The 18,347-nt window shown below is 33.5% G+C and carries 25 protein-coding genes; 3 read left to right on the plus strand and 22 right to left on the minus strand.

All coding sequences use genetic code 11. From position 1 onward, the window contains the following. Window positions 1-9: 9 nt before the first annotated feature. From AB3H90_RS13700 to AB3H90_RS13735, 8 genes are read right to left on the minus strand one after another with little or no spacing between them, the layout of a single operon-like run. Window positions 10-417: a hypothetical protein gene (locus AB3H90_RS13700; protein WP_368016882.1), complete on the minus strand. Its 408-nt coding sequence runs from the start codon at window positions 415-417 to the stop codon at window positions 10-12. Between the two features lie 47 nt (window positions 418-464). Continuing rightward, entirely contained in the window at window positions 465-842 is a 378-nt protein-coding gene (locus tag AB3H90_RS13705) for a hypothetical protein (protein ID WP_368016883.1), read from the minus strand. Window positions 843-880: 38 nt separating this feature from the next. Next, window positions 881-985, minus strand: a complete 105-nt coding sequence (locus AB3H90_RS13710; protein WP_226062797.1) for a DUF3789 domain-containing protein — start codon at window positions 983-985, stop codon at window positions 881-883. 49 nt (window positions 986-1,034) lie between these two features. Continuing rightward, window positions 1,035-1,436 carry a hypothetical protein gene (locus tag AB3H90_RS13715; protein WP_226062796.1) on the minus strand — a complete coding sequence of 134 codons (402 nt, stop codon included), beginning with the start codon at window positions 1,434-1,436 and terminating at the stop codon, window positions 1,035-1,037. Between the two features lie 28 nt (window positions 1,437-1,464). Beyond that, entirely contained in the window at window positions 1,465-1,770 is a 306-nt protein-coding gene (locus AB3H90_RS13720) for a hypothetical protein (protein ID WP_128479640.1), read from the minus strand. An 18-nt stretch (window positions 1,771-1,788) separates the two neighbouring features. Then, window positions 1,789-2,088: a hypothetical protein gene (locus tag AB3H90_RS13725; protein WP_325822032.1), complete on the minus strand. Its 300-nt coding sequence runs from the start codon at window positions 2,086-2,088 to the stop codon at window positions 1,789-1,791. A gap of 31 nt (window positions 2,089-2,119) precedes the next feature. Beyond that, on the minus strand, window positions 2,120-3,637 hold the full coding sequence (locus tag AB3H90_RS13730; protein ID WP_368016884.1) for a peptidoglycan DD-metalloendopeptidase family protein: 1,518 nt from the start codon (window positions 3,635-3,637) through the stop codon (window positions 2,120-2,122). Continuing rightward, complete coding sequence (locus tag AB3H90_RS13735) at window positions 3,638-3,820, minus strand: hypothetical protein (protein WP_368016885.1); 183 nt, start codon at window positions 3,818-3,820, stop codon at window positions 3,638-3,640. Between the two features lie 129 nt (window positions 3,821-3,949). On the opposite strand from AB3H90_RS13735, the gene AB3H90_RS13740 reads away from it, so the two are divergent. Continuing rightward, window positions 3,950-4,672, plus strand: a complete 723-nt coding sequence (locus tag AB3H90_RS13740; RefSeq protein ID WP_368016886.1) for a hypothetical protein — start codon at window positions 3,950-3,952, stop codon at window positions 4,670-4,672. 269 nt (window positions 4,673-4,941) lie between these two features. On the opposite strand, the gene AB3H90_RS13745 is transcribed toward AB3H90_RS13740, so the two are convergent. Together AB3H90_RS13745 and AB3H90_RS13750 are read right to left on the minus strand one after the other, a co-directional pair. After that, window positions 4,942-9,102 carry a SpaA isopeptide-forming pilin-related protein gene (locus AB3H90_RS13745; RefSeq protein WP_368016887.1) on the minus strand — a complete coding sequence of 1,387 codons (4,161 nt, stop codon included), beginning with the start codon at window positions 9,100-9,102 and terminating at the stop codon, window positions 4,942-4,944. A gap of 144 nt (window positions 9,103-9,246) precedes the next feature. Continuing rightward, window positions 9,247-10,161: a LysM peptidoglycan-binding domain-containing protein gene (locus AB3H90_RS13750; protein ID WP_368016888.1), complete on the minus strand. Its 915-nt coding sequence runs from the start codon at window positions 10,159-10,161 to the stop codon at window positions 9,247-9,249. 157 nt (window positions 10,162-10,318) lie between these two features. On the opposite strand from AB3H90_RS13750, the gene AB3H90_RS13755 reads away from it, so the two are divergent. Then, on the plus strand, window positions 10,319-10,558 hold the full coding sequence (locus AB3H90_RS13755; protein WP_368016889.1) for a hypothetical protein: 240 nt from the start codon (window positions 10,319-10,321) through the stop codon (window positions 10,556-10,558). A gap of 50 nt (window positions 10,559-10,608) precedes the next feature. Continuing rightward, the gene (locus AB3H90_RS13760) at window positions 10,609-11,043 is read left to right on the plus strand and encodes a hypothetical protein (RefSeq protein WP_192211827.1); all 435 of its coding nucleotides are present in this window, start codon (window positions 10,609-10,611) and stop codon (window positions 11,041-11,043) included. Between the two features lie 413 nt (window positions 11,044-11,456). Here the strand turns inward: AB3H90_RS13760 and AB3H90_RS13765 are convergent, their stop codons facing one another. From AB3H90_RS13765 to AB3H90_RS13820, 12 genes are all read right to left on the minus strand, one after another. Beyond that, the gene (locus AB3H90_RS13765) at window positions 11,457-11,822 is read right to left on the minus strand and encodes a hypothetical protein (protein WP_002326627.1); all 366 of its coding nucleotides are present in this window, start codon (window positions 11,820-11,822) and stop codon (window positions 11,457-11,459) included. A 12-nt stretch (window positions 11,823-11,834) separates the two neighbouring features. Next, window positions 11,835-12,125 carry a hypothetical protein gene (locus tag AB3H90_RS13770; RefSeq protein WP_368016890.1) on the minus strand — a complete coding sequence of 97 codons (291 nt, stop codon included), beginning with the start codon at window positions 12,123-12,125 and terminating at the stop codon, window positions 11,835-11,837. Window positions 12,126-12,140: 15 nt separating this feature from the next. Beyond that, window positions 12,141-12,482 (minus strand): DUF5406 family protein, encoded by a 342-nt coding sequence (locus tag AB3H90_RS13775; RefSeq protein ID WP_096710526.1) that lies wholly within the window; start codon window positions 12,480-12,482, stop codon window positions 12,141-12,143. Window positions 12,483-12,500: 18 nt separating this feature from the next. Further along, window positions 12,501-12,848, minus strand: coding sequence for a hypothetical protein (locus AB3H90_RS13780; RefSeq protein WP_096710525.1), 348 nt, complete (start codon window positions 12,846-12,848; stop codon window positions 12,501-12,503). A gap of 27 nt (window positions 12,849-12,875) precedes the next feature. Beyond that, on the minus strand, window positions 12,876-13,151 hold the full coding sequence (locus AB3H90_RS13785; RefSeq protein ID WP_096710524.1) for a hypothetical protein: 276 nt from the start codon (window positions 13,149-13,151) through the stop codon (window positions 12,876-12,878). Further along, on the minus strand, window positions 13,148-13,291 hold the full coding sequence (locus AB3H90_RS13790) for a hypothetical protein (protein ID WP_164907418.1): 144 nt from the start codon (window positions 13,289-13,291) through the stop codon (window positions 13,148-13,150). The genes AB3H90_RS13785 and AB3H90_RS13790 overlap by 4 nt, the downstream gene beginning before the upstream one ends. 22 nt (window positions 13,292-13,313) lie before the next feature. Continuing rightward, window positions 13,314-13,490, minus strand: coding sequence for a hypothetical protein (locus AB3H90_RS13795; RefSeq protein ID WP_096710523.1), 177 nt, complete (start codon window positions 13,488-13,490; stop codon window positions 13,314-13,316). A gap of 51 nt (window positions 13,491-13,541) precedes the next feature. Beyond that, complete coding sequence (locus AB3H90_RS13800) at window positions 13,542-13,760, minus strand: hypothetical protein (protein ID WP_104775402.1); 219 nt, start codon at window positions 13,758-13,760, stop codon at window positions 13,542-13,544. Between the two features lie 475 nt (window positions 13,761-14,235). Further along, a complete protein-coding gene (locus tag AB3H90_RS13805) occupies window positions 14,236-14,493 on the minus strand; it encodes a hypothetical protein (RefSeq protein WP_071856381.1) in 258 nt (85 codons plus the stop codon). An 890-nt stretch (window positions 14,494-15,383) separates the two neighbouring features. Continuing rightward, window positions 15,384-15,689 (minus strand): type III secretion system protein PrgN, encoded by a 306-nt coding sequence (locus AB3H90_RS13810; RefSeq protein ID WP_306690595.1) that lies wholly within the window; start codon window positions 15,687-15,689, stop codon window positions 15,384-15,386. Between the two features lie 175 nt (window positions 15,690-15,864). Beyond that, a complete protein-coding gene (locus AB3H90_RS13815; protein WP_368016891.1) occupies window positions 15,865-17,361 on the minus strand; it encodes a primase C-terminal domain-containing protein in 1,497 nt (498 codons plus the stop codon). A 563-nt stretch (window positions 17,362-17,924) separates the two neighbouring features. Beyond that, window positions 17,925-18,344 (minus strand): hypothetical protein, encoded by a 420-nt coding sequence (locus tag AB3H90_RS13820; RefSeq protein WP_002326620.1) that lies wholly within the window; start codon window positions 18,342-18,344, stop codon window positions 17,925-17,927. Between the last annotated feature and the right edge of the window lie 3 nt (window positions 18,345-18,347).

Here is an 18,347-nt window from a genome sequence, read left to right on the forward strand (position 1 = left end):
TCTTTTCATTTAACTCTTCTTACCTATTAATTTTTCACTTTGAAGACAGAAATTCTCACACACTGTCATATATTGTAAAAATTCCTTTGAATCCAATGTCGTCTGAAGGCGAAATAGGACATTTCGTATGAAATACTGATTCAATTTAGAACAAATTATATCCATTTCTTTGATTCGTTCTTCTTTTGTCTGATTTGGAGATTCGCCTGAAGGATCTAACTCTGGAACAAAAAATGCCAACAAATGCGCAATTAGCTCAAAATAATTTGTTTCCTTATCTACCATTAAATCATTATATTTGTTGCCGATTATTCGTTGATTTTCCAAATTCCTAATAAAATCTGGCAATTGTTGTACTTCACTAACTATTTCTCGCAATTCTTCTATTAACAATTTGAATTCATCTGGTTTCTCCAAATGAAACATCCTCCTAACTAAAATTCTAAAAATCAAATAATACCTATTTATTCTTTTATAGTTTGTTTCATCAAATTTTCCGTAAAAGCTTGTCGATCAATTCCAAAATTTAATGCCCCACTTCGAGATTGAATCACTCTCAAAATAGGTACTTCTTGAATGACATTTCTTCGATCATCTAAAATACACAAATTCTTAATATATCGAGCATTTGGTAACTGTTTTTGATAAATTGGTTGATTCTTAATAGCATTGTCAGGTAAGCAATAACAATATTCAGTTTCAATTATGCCATTCTTTTTCTTTCTCAATTTTCTTGAAACACGAGATTTGATAACGTCTCTACTATAGGCATAAAAATTATAATCTTTCTCTTCTAATAATAAATCCTTCACAGGATATAAATTTGATTTTTGGTTTTCCAAAATAAAACTTCCTCCTAAAAATTAGATAAATCTGTTTTTTATCCTCTTTTAAATTGTTGATCTTCTTGCTTTCCTGCAACTAATAGTGCCATGATTCCTATTCCAAACATAGCACCCACAAATAGACCTGCACAAAATAACATATAAATTCTCCCTTCTTTTATTTATATCAAACAAAAACAGCCTTATTCATCAGAATAAAACTGTCTCTAGATCAAATCCTCTTACAATTGTTTCTAAACCAATTTTAGTTTGTTGAAATAGTTTATTATTTTCAATACTGTTGATATTTTCACCTTCTTTTGCAAATGAAATTTGTTCTAAAAACTTTTCATAACTTACTCTTGCTGGATGAGAGCTAGCCAAATGCAAAAATACTTGATTTAAGTTTTCTTGACTCAAAATATACGAACATTGCAAAATAGTATGTTTCTCGCTGGGATAAACATAAAAAATATATTGAATAATCGCATTAAGCAATAAACGTTGATATCCAATATAAATCTGTTGTTTTGTTGACTCTGATACTGGCAATAGTTTATTTATTACTTCATTTGTATTGTCTTTGTTAATATTCAGTTGTTTATTATCCACAATCAATAATCCTCCTATAAACTCAAGTTCATTGAACAATAGTTTTCACTACGAGTGAAACTTTGATATCTAGCCAATTCGCTTTATTTTCAAGAAGTTCATAGATTTTAGAATCTATTATATGAATTGGCAACAAATCCTGAAGTGATTTATTTTCCTTTTCTTTTTTCCAAACAAGAATATTATTTCTACTAGCAAAAGCAGCTCCCGATACTGTCCAACCATTGGATTTCATGTAATGTTGTAAAAATAGACGCCCAAAGTCTTCTGGAATTTTCCGACTGATTTTTCCCTCATCAACTACACAAATTCGTAATTTTTCTTCTACTATCAATATATCTCTCCTTTGTTTCTAATTACTTTTAACAGTAAAAGGGCAGGATCTATAAAACAATTCTTGTGCCAAAAATTGATATTCTGGCTTAATATTTTTTCTAAATTCATCAAAAAGTTCTGAAATACTTTTATGAGGATCAAAAAAAGGGGGTTCTATATCTTTAAAAAACGGATCAACATCGATTCCTCTATAAATAAAGAAACTAGATTGATTAACCTCTCTTAAATACTGAATCATCATGTCTTCGTCATAAAAGATAATATGATCTTCAAGATATTCATTATCAAAAAATTTTTGAACAATATATAATCGCATGTTATTCCTCCTAAAAAAACAGCCCTATTCCTTAGAATAAGACTGTTTCTGGATCAACCAATTGTGATTGATTTAAACTGTGATCTAAACATAATTCAAAATGCAAATGGCTACCTGTACTGTTTCCAGTTGAACCGACATAGCCAATAATTTGATTTTGTTCCACTTTATCACCAACTTTGACTTGATATTCTTGTTGGTGGGCATATAAAGCTGTTGTACCGTCTTCATGCTCAATAGCTACCACATTCCCCCATGAAGGGTGAAACTCTGCTTTAACGACTGTTCCTGCTTTGCTGGCATAGATTGGCTCGCCTTGTGGTGCTGCTAAATCGATTCCTCGATGAAATTCTCCACCACGTGTTCCAAATGAACTAGAAATCGTGTAGTTTTTTACTGGTACGATATAACCTTCTTTGCTTAGTTGTGGACCCGCTACTTCTTTATCATACTTGGTTAAGTCATAGGTTTCGATCAATCCATTCAATTTTTTATCGTAGCTAGTGTCTGTTGCATAACGACCTGTTAGAAACTTCGTTGCTTCTTGATAGGTTTTTGCATTGGTCTTCCAAACCCCATCGTAGAAATGGCTATTTCCTGTTAAGCCCTCTTTTAATAGTTGAGCATAGTCATTTAAGCTATCCTCATAGTTCTCATACTGTCTGAAAGTAGCTTGGGTAGTGTAGAGTGTTCCGTCCCCTAAATCTTCTTGTGTCGCAAAAGAGACGCCTTTTCCGTTATGTGTGCCCTTGATTCCAAATAAATTGTAATTCGGTGCTTGGGCTAATTGACTTTGACCACTAGCTGATTCTAAAATCGCCTGGGCAATCATGACGGAAGCATACAAATCATTTTCTTGTCCAATTTTACGAGCAGATTCGCCAATTTTACGAATAAAACTTTCGACAGACTCGTCTTTTTCAAAATGAATGTTTCCTTCATTATCCTGTTTGCTAGAAGGAACTAATTCTTGAATGGGCGCAGTTGGTGCTTGATGGTAAGCTTTTGATTCTTCTTGCACAGTTTGTTGAATTTGTGCCTTTGTTTCTGCTTTTGGTTGTGTATTTTGTCCAACGGTTGAAGGCTGTGCCACAACTGATTGTGAAGGAGTGACTTCCGCAGGTTTTGTTGGTTGTGTCACTTCTTGATTCACTGATTCACTTGGTTTGGTAGTTGGCTGTTCCACAGGCTTCGTTTCTGAAGGCTTAGTCGTATCTTGCGTATGATTTTCTGGTTGACTGGAGTCTGGCGTACCAGGAGTAGTTGTTTCTGGTTTGGACTCTGTTGTCTGTGAACTATCTGTCGTCGAATCAGTAGATTGATCGGTTGATTCACTTGGTTTTTGCTCGGGTTGTTCAATGGAAGAATCCGTTGTATCTTCTTCCTTAGTTGTATCTGTACTAGCTGTTGTAGAATTGTCAGTATTCACTACCGTTGATTGTTCTGTCGATACAGTTGATTGTTCTTCGTCTGCTAAAACAGCTGGTGTATAACCAACAACTTGTCCTAATAACAACAAAGCAGACAATAGTTTACTTGTTTTCTTCATCTACAAATCTTCTTCCTTTCCTTCTTTCGATATAGTTTCTGCAGGAATCTTTTGTCGGATTTGAATCCACCAAGAATCTGGTAGTCGGGGAACATACCCTTCTTTTTCTGCAATAAACAAACAATTTAAAACAACGGATATACTTAAAGAAAATTCATGGTAGTTATCCTTCATTTTAACCAAAATATTTCAACAATAAAGAACCTTCATATATTTTTTTACTATCTCTTAAAAAATTATTGAATATTTGAGAAACATTATTTATCTTGTTATATATAAAAAGTGAAAAAATATAGAAAGAAGTTGATACTTATGCCAATAAACTACGCAAAACAAGATTATGACACTTTTTATATTGACTGGGATAGATACTTTGAATTTATCAACCAATTCACAATATTCAGCAATAATTCTATTCAAGATGAATTTTTGAACGTTTGGAAAAAAAGATTAATTAAAAGCGAAAAAGAAGCAGAAAAACATTTTTGTACATTAGATTTAACAATAGAACATTTTCCTATAAGATTAACTTTTTATTCAACTTTCTTAGCTTGGACTTGTGTAAATATTGATTTAATTGAAAAAATTATTTACAAAGACCAAATATCTCCTCAAATAGCTAATATTAACTTATTTAAACTGACCTCAGAACATTTATCTAAACACAACTTAGAACCTACTTCTAAAATTTTATATCAGCCAACACATAAATCTTCAAAATTCCTAGATATGCCTATATTGATTTTCTATCCAAAATCTTTTAGTTTTGGACCTTCTGTAATAGATGGAAACAATAGAGTTCACTTTGCTAAAGAAAAAAATATAGATAAAGTGCCTTGCTATTTATTATCTGAAGCATTTTTTTTAGCACATCCTGAAGTTTTTTTAGATGAATTCTGTAGAGATATATTTTTCTTTTTAGCAGACATTCATTTTTTTATTTCAAATCCTTATAAACCAGGAAAAATAAAGTTTTTTTCAACAAAAAAAGAATTCAATCACTTTCAGAATAATAGCGCATTATTCCACATTTAGGATTTCTCGATTCAGGTATAACAAGAAAGTTTGAAGCGTCTTCTTGTATAAAACAATCACTTCTTTTCATTCTCTTTGATTGATCAACATGATTTACAGAATTCTTCTTCATTTTGTTAATGTCCAAGTAACATTTTTCATGGATATTTTTGAATCGATTTCTAACTTGTTTCTTCTTATTATAATTGTTCAGAAATTTAGAAAACATTTTTCTCACTCTCCTTGAATAAAAATAGAGATAGTCCTTTCAACTATCTCTATTTCATTAATTATTTGTGTGATTTACGACGAACAAAAACTACAACACTAGCACAAACAAAAAGAACCAAGCCGATCATACTTATTAGTACGTTGCTTGATTCATTCGTTTTTGGTAAGAATTTAGGCGTTTTGAATGTGACAGTTTGATCTTTATTTTTCAAATCGTCTTCTTTACCAACTTCTTTTGTTTTCTCTTTGTCGTAGTAAATATAGTGCGTTGCAACACCTTTTTGACCGTCTTTCATCGTATTTTTTGCGATTGGAATATCCACATGGATTGTTTCATTTTCTGATTTTGCCGTATACGTAGACTCAACAGTTGTAATCACCTTTTTCGTTGCTGGATCAACGTATGGCGTTTCGATATAGTACGTATGACCAACTTCCGCACCTTTGATTTCTACTTTATCACGCAATGTATTATCGACAGTCGGGTCAGCTTCTTTTTTACCGTCTACGGTTGCTAAAAGTGTAGTAATTTTCATTGGCTTACGTTTATTGACCGCTTTTAACGTAATCAATTGTCCATTCGTTTCTGGCGTTACTTCAAAGCTCAAATCGTCTGTATTTGGATAGTACCAATCCAACGGTTTTGTTTCTTTGAATTTGTAGCTTCCAGTTGGTAACTTCTTCACAGCGATTTTTCCGTCTTTATCGGTCTTATACGTGTCGATCACTGTTTCTTTTTTACCATCTACACGAATCAATTGGAACTCGACCCCTTCTAGCGGTTTGTTTCCTAGGTTGTCCGTTTTGATTAGCTCAACATCAGTATATGCTAATTTGTTTTCAATCTCTTTACGAGACATTTTCGTTAGAATTTCTTTATTTTCGGCATATCCGTCCGCAAATACATGAATATTATGTTCTTTCTCGTTACTTGATGGAACATATTGGAACGTATATTTTGTTTCATCTAATACATGATCTTTCCCAGCATTCACTTCTTGTAAGTAGTAATTACTTGGAATATTAGGTAAGGTCAATCCTTCAAATGAAATTTTGCCGTCTTCTACTTTTGCATACGCAAGAGCATTACCTTCTGGTAAGATATCATAACCAATTTGTAGTCCTTCTTCGCCAACATATAAACCGAACACTTGACCATTTTTCGCATTTTCAAGCTCAATCGTTGGTTTTCCATCTTCCCAATCAGTTACGACTTCTTGTTTTTTATAGCCGTATACATTGATTTTTTGTAATGGATTTTCAACTTCTACATCAGTCGAAGATAATTCAACCAGCTGTCCTTTATATTTAATTTCAAAAGGAATTGGTTTTTCTTGCATAACGTAACCACTTGGTGCTTCAGTTTCGATTGCTTCATATTTTCCAATATACAAATTAGGATCAGAAAGAGTATCTCCTAAATCATTTGTCACTAATTCAAGATCTTTTCCGTCTTTTTGAATATATTCTCCTTTGGCTAATCGAATTGTTCCATCTGGAGTTTTAATGTCTTCTGCCGCACGAACTTTGAATTTAACACCTGCTAAATCCACTTGATCGTATTGAATATCGACATATTTACCATATTCGCCTTCTTTTTCGACAGTAGAAATCCCTTTTTCTCCAGTTTTATGAATTTTCACTTGCCCTTTTTGTGGCATGTTCTCGAACTTAATCGTAATCACACCACCTGCATCAGCTTCAGTTACAGAAAAAACAACTGGTTCAGTCGCAAGTAAATAGCCCTCTGGCGCACGCAATTCACGAATTTCATAACGATCATTCCCGAACGCTAGACTATCACTTGTGACTAATTCCCCTTCATCATTCGTTTTAAACTCGTCACTAACTTTTAATGAGTTAGGAACACGCATTGAAACATAATCTCCTTTTCCATCGTTTGCCCATCGATCCCAAATTTTGAACGTAGTATCTTTCAATGGAATAGTTTTACCTGTTTCTGCGTCCACTTTGACTAAGTGTAACCGAGCTTCAATGATTTTGTCTTCCAATACCCAAAAGAATTTTTGATCTTCTTCAGAAATCGTAAATTCAATTGGATCAATCGTTAGATATCCTTCGGGCGTTTTAGTTTCTCTCATGATATAAGAATCATGTGGCAATGTTTTACCTGTACCTGCTTTTCCGTCTTTATCGGTTGTGATTACTTTGACTGGTTTCCCTGTCGTTTTAGAAGTGATTGTAAATTCTGCCCCTTCTAGTTTAGGTTTCACATTATCAGACTTATCAGTCATTTTATCCAATACTTTTTTCACAAGTGGTTTGTCACCAATCTTAACAATTTCAATACCGCCCTTAATTACTTGGTCTTTCACTGTCATTGATTGAACAGCTACTTCTTTCTCTTGACCAGCATAAGCAATATTCACTGGATATTTTGTTGAATCAAGGTTATAGCCTTCTGGCGCTTTAACTTCTTGAACATAATAGTCATGCATAATTTGCATGTTTTCAAAAGAACCAGTGACTTTCTCTCCAGATTTTTTCAATGTCACTTCTTTTACTTTCTGACCATTTGTTTCAAATAATCCATAAATTGCACCATCTAATCTAGCTGAACCTTGTGGTTGATTTCCTGTCTCTTTATCTTCTTTAACAAGATTTAAACGACCCACTTGCTTTTTATTTTTAAAAGTTGTTGTAATTGTTCTATTTGCTTCGATTGTGACTGTTTGTGGTGTTTTATTAATTACATAGCCATTAGAAGCTTGAATTTCCTGAATCGTCACTTTTGTCCCATGTGGAACGTCTTTCAGATCAGCTTCCCCATTTGCATTCGTGACCACTTCTACTTGTTTCCCACCATAAGAAAGTTTGAATTTCGCACCAGAAATAGCTTTACCTGTATCCGCATCTACTTTCTTTATTTTGGCATTTCCGTTTTTTAAAACCTTAATATTTACGGTTGATTTAGCTGGATCACCAGCTCTAGCTTTTATAACATTTTGCAACCAAGGAGCGTTATATAAAATAGTAGCACCTTGATATGAAACATCAATATCATACACAAATTTTAAGTTCCCTGATTCATTACTATTATTTTTTGGAGTAATTTTTAATGTATTTCCATTGATGGAAGTAGTTACATTTGCATTATTAACCATTAACTTATAGTAACTTAAAACATTATTAGAGTCAGTTAAACTTAATGTCTCTCCTAATTTAACTGTATACGTTTTTCCATCGAATGACGGCTTTTTATAGAAAGTATCAACTTTAGCTAAAGTGGCTCTTTTGAATGCCTCATACCCAGATTGGCTCACTCTTCCCTGACCACTTACATCCGTAATACCAGAAGTCGTTACACCTGTAGTAATTTCTTGTACTAATTTTTCTGTATAGAAAGCATTCACAATAGATTTTTGCTTTTCCCAACCCCAATATACAGCTAATGAGGCTTTGATATATTCAGCTTTGGTTACCGCAGAAGTAGTATAACCAGGATTAGCACCCCAGCTTAGAGGCGCTCCTGGTTCCACACACCAAAGCATATTGCCATTGCCATCTTTTTTAGCATAATAACCAGTTTCTACATTTCCATTCGATTGTGACCAATGAAAAGCAGAATCACCATAATTAGAGTCAACATAAACAACTCCTGTTCCTCTAGGCATAACAAAAAAAGCACTTCCCAATACTGCTCTTGCTTGTGCTTGGTTTTGTGCTTTAATTAATTCTACTTTTTGTAATACTTCAAATAAATTAGAACGATACGAAGTACCTGTCGTACTACGAATTGAACCGTCTTCTAACAATTCATAACCATTATCTGCAAATATGTTTTTCACTTCTTGATTTAATTGATATTCGTTTTTCGCAGGAACAGGCATTAATGATTGGTTATTCGCTTGATCTGATTGTTCTGTTGGTGAATCAGATGTTGTTTCTTCTTTACTTGCATTCGCATGATCAGATCTAGAATCCTCAGTTTCCATAGTAATGGATTGTTTTGTTTTTTCTTCTATACCTTTGCCTACAGATTTATCTTCCTTCTGTTGGTCTTCTTGAACAGAAAAATTAGGTATATTTTTATTTTCGTTTGACGAATTGCTTTTTTCCATCTGACTACTTTCCGCTTGACTTGATATTTCTGTTTCAGCTAGTACACTGAACGGTTGACTAATAGCTCCTGTTAAACTCAACAAGAGCATAAAAGTAGTCATTTTTTTCCGTACGTTTTTCAATCGAGTAAATTTCATCTATACTTTCCTCCCTATAATTTTTAACCAATTCAACAATATAATTAGTAACTCATTGAATCACCCTCTAAAATAAACATAAAAAAAGAAGAAACAACTAATAGCTATTTCTTCTTTAATATCTAATATTTAATTTTAAAACAATTAACGGAAATCAATTGAGAATTTTTCTGAACCATCACTATAGAATATAGAAATAAGAACATATCTTTCGTACTTATCATTTGCTAATAACTCATTAGTAGCCCAAGTATTTGCTTCTGATGCCGTATCAAACACTTTTCCACTATTTCCAATATAGCCACTCACAATTGTTGGCGCTTGTGGTTTACTTGGAGTAGTTGTTCCGCCTGTTGAACCTGAACCACCTTGATTTCCATCAGTTTCTGGTTTAGTAGGTTGTGAAGGTGTCGTTGTTCCTCCATTGGAATTTCCTGAATTATTTTGATTTCCACCTGTATTTGGTTGAGACGGTGTTGTTGTATTACCTGTTGAACCAGTTTGATTTCCATTATTATCTGGTTGTGTTGGTGTTTGAGTTGTGCCACCGTTGTTTTCTGGTGTGCTTGGCGTTGTTGTTTCTGTATTTCCAGTTGTTTGACCGCCAGTTTGTGTATTACCTGTTACTGTGTTATCAGTTGAAGGTGTTGTTGTATTTTGGGTTGCTGAACTTGTTGTACCTTGTACTGGTTGTCCAACTGGTTGGTTTGCAACAACTTTATCTTCATTTTGTATTACTGATTGTGCAACTGTTTCTCCTTTGTTGTTTTGAACAGTTGCTACATTTCCATTAAAAACTAGTTTATTGCCTGCGTAAATTAAGTCTACATTCGCAATTTTGTTCATATCTGCTAATTTTTGTACAGAAATGTTTGTTGCTTGGCTGATTCCACTTAGTGTATCTCCCCAAACGATCGTATATTCGTTACCTTTCATATCTGCTTTGATTTGTTCTACTGTGCGTGGTGTCCATTCTGCCGCAGCTACTTTCTCGTGAGCAGTTGCTAATGCAACTCCACCAATAGTCGCTCCAATTGCAAGTACTCGTAATATTTTCATTTGTATTCCTTCTTTCTTTTTTATATTTATTTGTTTTATTTACAAAAATATAGTATCAAAGTTAATACCTTTTTGTCAACTATATTTTTATGTCTTTTTGAATTTTTTCTTGATTTCTGATATATTAAAGTTAACACCTATTGAAAGGAGTGCTTTCATGTATAATTTGATTGATCAGAAAAAATGGATTGAAGAAAATTTACTTAATAGAAAACAAGCTTCAAAAATAACTGGTCAAAGTCATGCTGCGTTTTCTCGTGCTATTCAGTTAGGTCGAATTAAACCTTTTATTGAAATAGGAGAAGAACCTGGGCCTACACTTATTCGCTTATATTTAAAAGAAGAAATAGAAGCCTACGCAGCAAATTTACAAGCTAAAAAGCAGAAACAACAATAAGTCGTTTCTGCTTCTTTATTGAAAAAACAATTTTAGGAGAATAACTATTTATGAAGAAAAAATTCCTCATAATCTTATCACTCAGTTTCGTACTGATATCTGTACTTATCATTGCTTTTTCTCTGTTTAGAAAAACAGAAACAAGTAGTTCCACAATCACAACTACGTCAAGTAGTGTGACTAGTGATTCTAATTATCTCTCACTAGACGAGTTAAAAGCGCTTCTAAGCGCAAAATCGATAGATAATAATTTACAAATTTTGGGGAAGACTCAAATTACTACTGTACTTTTCCAAGATAAAAATATTGCTGTTCTTTCTCCTGAATCAGGAGAAGAAATCCAGTTACCAATAAAAGTAACTGACAAAGAAAAAAATTTATTTGAAATTCCAGAATTGAAATATGCTCCTAAATCATTGAAAATAGGTGATATTTTTGGCTTAGCAAAAAAAGAGAATACCTATTTCGCATATAAAGAAAAATAAGCATAGTTTCATTGCTTATTATAACAAATTTTCCATAGAATGTTACGCTTTCATTCATAAAATATTGTTTTGGGATCATAATCGTTTATTACTTACGAGGGGTGTTCCCTCGTAAGATTTTTCATGAAAAGAAAGGAGTAAAAATGAAATTAGTTTCCACTAGTAAATAACTAGCAAATCTCAATTACTTCCATAAGAAAGTAACTGAAATTTGTTAGTTATTTTCCTGTTTAAGTGAATTTTACACTCATTTTCCTTCCTTTAGATTTGCCATACATCACAAAAACAGTAAAATCTCTTTTTCCATTTTCATGGATTTTTTCTATCAGAATTTCTCTCACATACTTCTTGTCGATCTTGCAAAAGAAATATCACGAAACCAACTAGTCCTAAAAATATAAAAAAATACCCATTCATATAATCATCCGTTCTTTCCTTGTTTTTTGCTGATATATATGGATAACTGCATTTGCTAAATCGACTTGTCGCTGTTTCCAATTGTTTGGATCTCGATACCATTTCCTAAATTCATAACTCATATCTAAGTAGATTCCACCAAAACAAACTTCAAACATCATTTGTAATTCATCTTCTCCTGGCTCGGCTGTAACCAATAGATATAAGTCCGTATAAGTTAACCCTTTGGAAAGATACTTCGCATAATAATCAATTCTTTCTTGTACAAAACTTGGAATTTTCGCTTCAATTAATTCATTTTGATCCCCTTTTTTTAGCCGAAATGTAGTTAGAGAAACTGTGCTACCTGTATTTATTTTCATATCGTCTTCTCCTTAAACAAGTGCAGAGTCAATGCTTAACACACAAGATTTTTGTTCATTGATAATACTAAAAATTTCTTTTGTAGCTTCTTCCATACCGATTGGTTCTAACGTTTCTTCACTGATTGTTTTTGCATCTTTTTCAATCGCTTCATTTTGATCTAATTCCTGCAAACACCGTACAAATTCTTCACGATCTTCGATATCTGTTACTACTTGTTCATACAAGTCTGCGCATTCTTCTTCATTGCTTGCTGAGATTAACGCATAATAGTATGGTGCTTTTACTTTGAAAAATTTCATTGGCTATTCCTCCGTTTACTGTTCTTTATCTGCTACAAAAGCAATAATTTCAAGACCTACAATGTAGTCACCTAACTCTTCCCATACATCTTCCACTAACAATTCGTCCCCTTCGTCATTTGTCAGAGTCATTTTGAACGACTCATTACCTTCATCATCTTCAGGAAGTAATCCAAACCCGATTGGGTTATCAGTCAATGGTTGATAATACAAATCTTCTTCATCTAACGATAAGACACTTAATCCTTTGCAATTGCCGCCTTTTCTAAACATCACAAATCCTTTATAATTCCAACGTTGAAAAGAAACTTTAATGGTATGTTTTCCCCATTGGCTATTCGGATCATAATTTTTCATTTGCTTTCCCTCTCTTCCTTAACATTCATGACGATCAATTGATTCTTGAATTGTCGCACAATCAAAAGTATTCCTCCCATTCTCATCACACTGCAACGTGGTAAATTGTGGTATGAGTGTACCTTTTTCATTCAGATAGACGGAAAAATAATCTACACCCGATTCTTCAACCGCCCGTTCAAAATAATAAACATACTCTGTAGGAATTTCTCCAATACGAAAATCATCTGGGTCAAAACCTTCTCTTTCTAGCATTTCACGTACTGTGAAAAAATGTTCTTTTTCAGTCGTATCAGGAAACTGATTAATGCTTTCTAATGTCAATAAATTCCCTTCAAATTGGCGACAAATCACATATTCTGACATAAGAATACCTCCTTTTTATCTTTCTCCTTACGCCATAATCAAATATTGGCGCGACATCCCTTCTTCCAATTGGTAATAGACCTTCACTCGTTCAAACCGTTTCAAAAGACCGAAAAAACAACGTTTTTCTTTAGGGGAAAAATTCGCAATATATTGACTTACTGGAAGCTTTCGATCCTTCCTCTTCTTGATCTCAGCTAAAATATCTTTTTCGAAACGACGAATCATTTTTTGCTCTTCTTGTAAATTGAAATTCCGACTAAACCCATCGACTAGAGGGTGATAATTATAACTTGTTTTCATACAATCTCTTCTTTTCTAGAAAGAACAAGAAGTACTAATGGCTCAAAGATTTTTTTCGCAAGAATCCATTCATTGGCTTCTTCTTTGCTTGAACAGGAATAATACACACGTCCAGTATATTTCCCCATAACCTTTACCATAGGCAGTCACTCCTTTTCTTAATTAATTGTCTCGAAATGCTTGACGTATAACATATTCGTTATCGATTATTCGCTCTAAAGAGTCACAAGGATAAATTCTCTTGTTGTTTTTCTTCTGGTCTTCTTTGACGATCCACTGAAGTTTTAGAATCGTTTCTTCACTGAGCGCAATCTTGATCCTTTTTTTCTTTGTTCCCATATTCAGGTGTCCCCTTCTCTATTAGTAGGTGTCCCCTCTATTTTTCTAAACCTAAGCAATTCGTAATTTCAATATTCGTACAACCTGTCCGTTTTGAGTGACATAATTTGGAGGAATTGCCTGACTTCTTGATAATTCAGCCAACAACTGGCGATAACGCCTTTCTGACCATTTATGTTTCTTTTTTTGCAAAGAAACATATTCAGTCATTGAAATTTCCTTGCGTTTTCCAGATTCTAAAAAACAAATCAATCGTTGAATTTCTGTCATTTTGATTCCTCCTAGTAAAAAATTCCTCTTGTTTACAAGTAAATCAAATAAAAGTTAGTGTTCGTTGTTAGGTAAAACGACAACCTGGCATGTTAGGTAAATGCTCAACCTGTGAACCACAAATCACTCGAAATGTTTCAAGTATCAGAAATCCTCCTGCTAACAGGTATTTACCGAGGTAACTCTTACCTGTGCTACTTATTTCTCCGCAATTTGCCCTCACAAAATCATCCCAAAGATTCACTACGTCTTTAGGTACTGTCCTTCCAAACACGACCGTAGATTAGACAGCGAGAATATCTACGACTGGTAAGAAAACATTCGTATCTCCTTCTAAATCCTTTTGCACCTCCTCATTTAGAAAACAGACGGTTTTCTTACACCCCTAAACTGTGTTCTTTTTATTCAGTTTTCAAGGATCAAAGTGTTCACAAGTAAAAAGATTTACTTGCAAACAAGAAAAATCTTTCTGTTTTTACATGTGTTTTATCCTGTAGGGTTTCTCCAAAAACAAGAGTCCTTCTTGTTTCTTTTTACGTTTTGCAATCACTTGATGATTCACGCCCACAACTGTTCGAGTGGAACGATAAAGCAAGGAAATTGGTCGGATTTGCTTTGTTTGACGATTAATAAACCGTCCGTCCCCTAAATTAGCCCAAATACTGTTGTTATAGAGCTTGATCGTAATTGCTTGACGCTTCAGATCCTCTACTGTACAAAATCTTTCAGACATGTTTAAACTCCTTTTTAAGCGTTATTGCTCAACTTGTTGTTGAACAATGCAGAACCAAACAAAAAAGAGAGAGACTAGCTACTACCTTCAAAGATAATAACAGTCTCTCTCTTTATGCCATCAGAGCCTCCCTCGTAACGGAAGAATAATATACGCACTATATCTAATAAAATTAGATACACTACTCCATAAACTTTTAATAAAACTAATACAAGTCAAAAAACATGATTGTTCATTACTACAAATTTATGGTATCATTGTTCACGTTGCAGGAAGACCCTGCGGCAAAAAGGAGCAGCACCGTTATCTTCTCTAACGGTCGGGGTAGAAATCTATGACCTTTGAAAGAGCGCCAACTCTTTCTCAGCGAGATTTCTAAACCACTCCTTTTTTTGCTGGGCTCTACATTGCACAACAACATATCGCAACAAAAAAAGTATATTCACTTTTAAATTCATTCTAAATTGAAAATTTCTAAAAAAACGATAACATATTCATTCACAATCTGCAAATAAATTCATCATTTTTATTTTTTCCTTCCTAAAAAGTCAATAACAACAGACTTTCACTCTCCTTTACTCACAAAAAAATTTATCCATGAATAAATTTGAACAGCTATTTTAATAAATCTAGAAGCTAGTAGATTTTTTCTAAAAACAATCACAAACAAACATCAATCGTCTTCCTTGTAAAAATCTTTACAAAAATAGAATAACATAAACTCGTCAAGCGAACAAATGTTCAAAATCATATACTTATTAGTTATTTTCTACGATTTTGAAACTAAACCCAACGATTATGATTTTCCCTAATGAATTTCTAATTACAATTTATGATAAAATAAACAATTTTGTTTGTAACAATTGTAACATAATAAAATTTATCAAAAATTAATCTAAGCGTTTTTTCACTTTCTTACCCTTCTTAAATCCCACACGTTCCCGATAGCGATAATAATCATCTTGTAGTTTTAACAATTCCTCATAAATCTCCCCCATATTCCGACTAGAAGCTAAACTCAGAGCATAAATAAACGACGCAGGCAATGTCTCTACTGAACGTTCCCTCGATACCCAACTAGCTACAGTTCCTTGATTGAACCCATATAGATCACAAAACTGTTCGACAGGCATAGCTAAATACCGCAAAATATACACATTTACCGCATGAGAGTACACATACAACTTCATAACCATAAAAATCCCTCCTTCAAATAAACAAACATCATTACAAACGTAATAATAGCAGAGAATCCTCAAATAAACAGAAAGAAAAATACCTGCAAGAAGCACTGAAACAACTAAACCCCAAAAGAAAACTAGAAAAGTATCAAAGATATATTGTAAAAGGCAATTGACGTCTTTTATTTTTTCAACCTGTATCGACCTTGAATAGCCTGATTTCTTGGGCTTCTTTCTCAGGAATTAGCTGTTGAATGTTGCTTGTCCATTCATCGATGGTTAGCTTAAACTGCGCAATGATCCCTTGAATAAAGGCTTCTTTTTCTTCTTTCTTCGCTTGGATCAAACTTGCGACTAACACACGTACTGAAGCAAGTAAAAGTCCGCCGCTACGCCCTTTTTTGACATGGTAGAACACTTTGTGTTCTTGCTTTAAATCGCTTAATGCACGATCCAAACTTCTTAGTGGCATATTTAATTGTTCTGCCAATTCTTTTTTAGACAGTTTCAAATAAGGCATACGAAGATCACTTTTTTCGCTCAAATAGCGCATGATATCTTCTTGCCACTCATGTTTATGACTATATTCTCGTTGCTCTCGTGGTTTCTTGAACTTCCACCATCCACGACGTTGGATAAACAACTCGTTTTCTTGAATGTCTGAAGCAATCCATTCTTGGCATAATTCCAAAATAAAGTCACGATTGGCTGCTTGATAATTGCCAGAATACGCACTTTTGACAATCTTTCGCACTTCGCCTTCAGACAACGGCTCATTTAAGCGTTCGTTAAACTCAAACATGTTATACTCACAGGTTTCTTGTCCGTAACCAGAAGAATAATAAGCCAAAGAGAGTGTAAAAATCACGTTATTCCGTCCTAAACGACCTTCTCCCCCGATAATATCTGCTTTTCGTAGCAACAAATCAAACCAAGGCTCATCGACTTGGCGATACTCTTTTTTCTCGGGAAAAACAATCAATTTCGCACTTTTTTCTGCTTCAGTCTTTTGATTAGACGCCATTTTCATTGACCAATTCAACCAGTCAGAAAAAGAATATTGATTTTCTAACTCACAAAATACGATATTTTGTTTGTTTGGGAATCGAGCAATGCCAAAATGATTACAACCTACATCGATACCTGGTAACTGATTAGCCAATTGTGTCCGAATCGTTGTAGAAATACGTTTTGCCACTTCAATGACTTTGAAATTACTCTTTTTCGTCACATAAGCAGGTGTTTTTAACACAAAGTAAACTTGATAGCCATGATCCGATTCTAAAATCATTGTTGGCATATACCCTAATTCATCCACACAAGCTAAGAAAATCTCTCCTTGATGGTTTTCTTTAGAATCGATATCTACTACAAAAGTATTGATTTGACTAAGGTTGTTCTCCGAATGCCCTTTAACGATTGAACGATTTTCGTCTGCATAAGTCCCATAACGATAAACGTTCGGTGTCCAATGAGTCAGTTTTGACTGATTTTCTAAAATCGCTTCTTCAGACGTAATAACCATGCCACGTCCTGCGTTCATCAATTGTTTACTGCGGTACGCAAAGACTGCACCATTCCTGCTAGTATTCTCATAACCAACAGGCTTCATGGTGCTGTTTCGATATTTGTATGTACGAATGCCTTGTTTCAACAAAGCTGCATAGCATTGATCTAAGTTTTCCATCCTAAAATTTCCTCCGAATTGTATTGAAAAAGAGAACACATGCCAATTCTAAAAATGGTTCTGTGTTCTCTTCCAATATTCGGCTTAAATTCCTAGAAAAACCTAGAAAAATATCGCTTTATCTATTGAACTGCTCGCTCTAAATGTGCTATACTTTAAGCACATTTGTAAAACAACTAAGTGGTTTGGTAGACCACTTAATTATTTATTGAGACGAGCGCGAACACATGAGTCTGTGTCATGTGATTCAGAAATAATTGATCCGACCAAAGTCAATTATTTCCGTCTCTTTTTTTGTATGTCTAATTTATTTGAATATAACAAAGTTATAAATGTTGTTCAAGTACAATTTTTATAAAGGTATAAGTTATAAGCAAATAAATCAAGTATAAGTTATACTTTAATTAAATAAAAAGAATAACTTATACTTTTTATTTATAATAAAAAAGCTGATAGATTAACATTGAGCATGCAAAATCAAAACGCATTAAAGTATAACTTATTCTTTTTATATTAGTTAATAGGTATAAGTTATACTTTAATATATCAATGTTGTAAAAAAATTATAGCTTTTCAAAAGCTTCCTTTATTTCGGCACGTAGATGTTCTTCCTTAGAAACTCCAAGTTTTTGAGTAATATAGGCTTCTGCTAATGTATCAACTAATTTTTCAAATGTAATTCTTCCTTTTACTGATTGTAATTCTTCTACATAATCCTGCATTACATTAAGTTTTGACTCAAGGGCTGGAGATATTTTTTTCGGCTTTGTGACCTTATATCTGTCATCAGTTATTTCTACAGGACGGCCTCTTTTTTTATTTGTATTAGGTAATGGCTTTATCTTTTTGTTAAATAATGTTTGTTCAAAATCATTTTCACGATTTATTGAAACAGATTTTTTCTTCTTATTTCCAGGTTGCAATAATCCGGAATACTCTGTGTCAAAATCTATATCAATATCAAAATCTTTTCTTTCGCTCATATT

Source organism: Enterococcus sp. C63, assembly GCF_040887215.1.
Taxonomy (GTDB): domain Bacteria; phylum Bacillota; class Bacilli; order Lactobacillales; family Enterococcaceae; genus Enterococcus_B; species Enterococcus_B hirae.

Excerpts from the sequence above, each read along its gene's own strand:
- AB3H90_RS13710 (WP_226062797.1), bottom strand. The coding sequence starts at position 985 with ATGTTATTTTGTGCAGGTCTATTTGTGGGTGCTATGTTTGGAATAGGA.
- AB3H90_RS13725 (WP_325822032.1), bottom strand. The coding sequence starts at position 2,088 with ATGCGATTATATATTGTTCAAAAATTTTTTGATAATGAATATCTTGAA.
- AB3H90_RS13730 (WP_368016884.1), bottom strand. The coding sequence starts at position 3,637 with ATGAAGAAAACAAGTAAACTATTGTCTGCTTTGTTGTTATTAGGACAA.
- AB3H90_RS13740 (WP_368016886.1), top strand. The coding sequence starts at position 3,950 with ATGCCAATAAACTACGCAAAACAAGATTATGACACTTTTTATATTGAC.
- AB3H90_RS13745 (WP_368016887.1), bottom strand. The coding sequence starts at position 9,102 with ATGAAATTTACTCGATTGAAAAACGTACGGAAAAAAATGACTACTTTT.
- AB3H90_RS13750 (WP_368016888.1), bottom strand. The coding sequence starts at position 10,161 with ATGAAAATATTACGAGTACTTGCAATTGGAGCGACTATTGGTGGAGTT.
- AB3H90_RS13755 (WP_368016889.1), top strand. The coding sequence starts at position 10,319 with ATGTATAATTTGATTGATCAGAAAAAATGGATTGAAGAAAATTTACTT.
- AB3H90_RS13760 (WP_192211827.1), top strand. The coding sequence starts at position 10,609 with ATGAAGAAAAAATTCCTCATAATCTTATCACTCAGTTTCGTACTGATA.
- AB3H90_RS13765 (WP_002326627.1), bottom strand. The coding sequence starts at position 11,822 with ATGAAAATAAATACAGGTAGCACAGTTTCTCTAACTACATTTCGGCTA.
- AB3H90_RS13770 (WP_368016890.1), bottom strand. The coding sequence starts at position 12,125 with ATGAAATTTTTCAAAGTAAAAGCACCATACTATTATGCGTTAATCTCA.
- AB3H90_RS13775 (WP_096710526.1), bottom strand. The coding sequence starts at position 12,482 with ATGAAAAATTATGATCCGAATAGCCAATGGGGAAAACATACCATTAAA.
- AB3H90_RS13780 (WP_096710525.1), bottom strand. The coding sequence starts at position 12,848 with ATGTCAGAATATGTGATTTGTCGCCAATTTGAAGGGAATTTATTGACA.
- AB3H90_RS13785 (WP_096710524.1), bottom strand. The coding sequence starts at position 13,151 with ATGAAAACAAGTTATAATTATCACCCTCTAGTCGATGGGTTTAGTCGG.
- AB3H90_RS13790 (WP_164907418.1), bottom strand. The coding sequence starts at position 13,291 with ATGGTAAAGGTTATGGGGAAATATACTGGACGTGTGTATTATTCCTGT.
- AB3H90_RS13795 (WP_096710523.1), bottom strand. The coding sequence starts at position 13,490 with ATGGGAACAAAGAAAAAAAGGATCAAGATTGCGCTCAGTGAAGAAACG.
- AB3H90_RS13800 (WP_104775402.1), bottom strand. The coding sequence starts at position 13,760 with ATGACAGAAATTCAACGATTGATTTGTTTTTTAGAATCTGGAAAACGC.
- AB3H90_RS13805 (WP_071856381.1), bottom strand. The coding sequence starts at position 14,493 with ATGTCTGAAAGATTTTGTACAGTAGAGGATCTGAAGCGTCAAGCAATT.
- AB3H90_RS13810 (WP_306690595.1), bottom strand. The coding sequence starts at position 15,689 with ATGGTTATGAAGTTGTATGTGTACTCTCATGCGGTAAATGTGTATATT.
- AB3H90_RS13815 (WP_368016891.1), bottom strand. The coding sequence starts at position 17,361 with ATGGAAAACTTAGATCAATGCTATGCAGCTTTGTTGAAACAAGGCATT.
- AB3H90_RS13820 (WP_002326620.1), bottom strand. The coding sequence starts at position 18,344 with ATGAGCGAAAGAAAAGATTTTGATATTGATATAGATTTTGACACAGAG.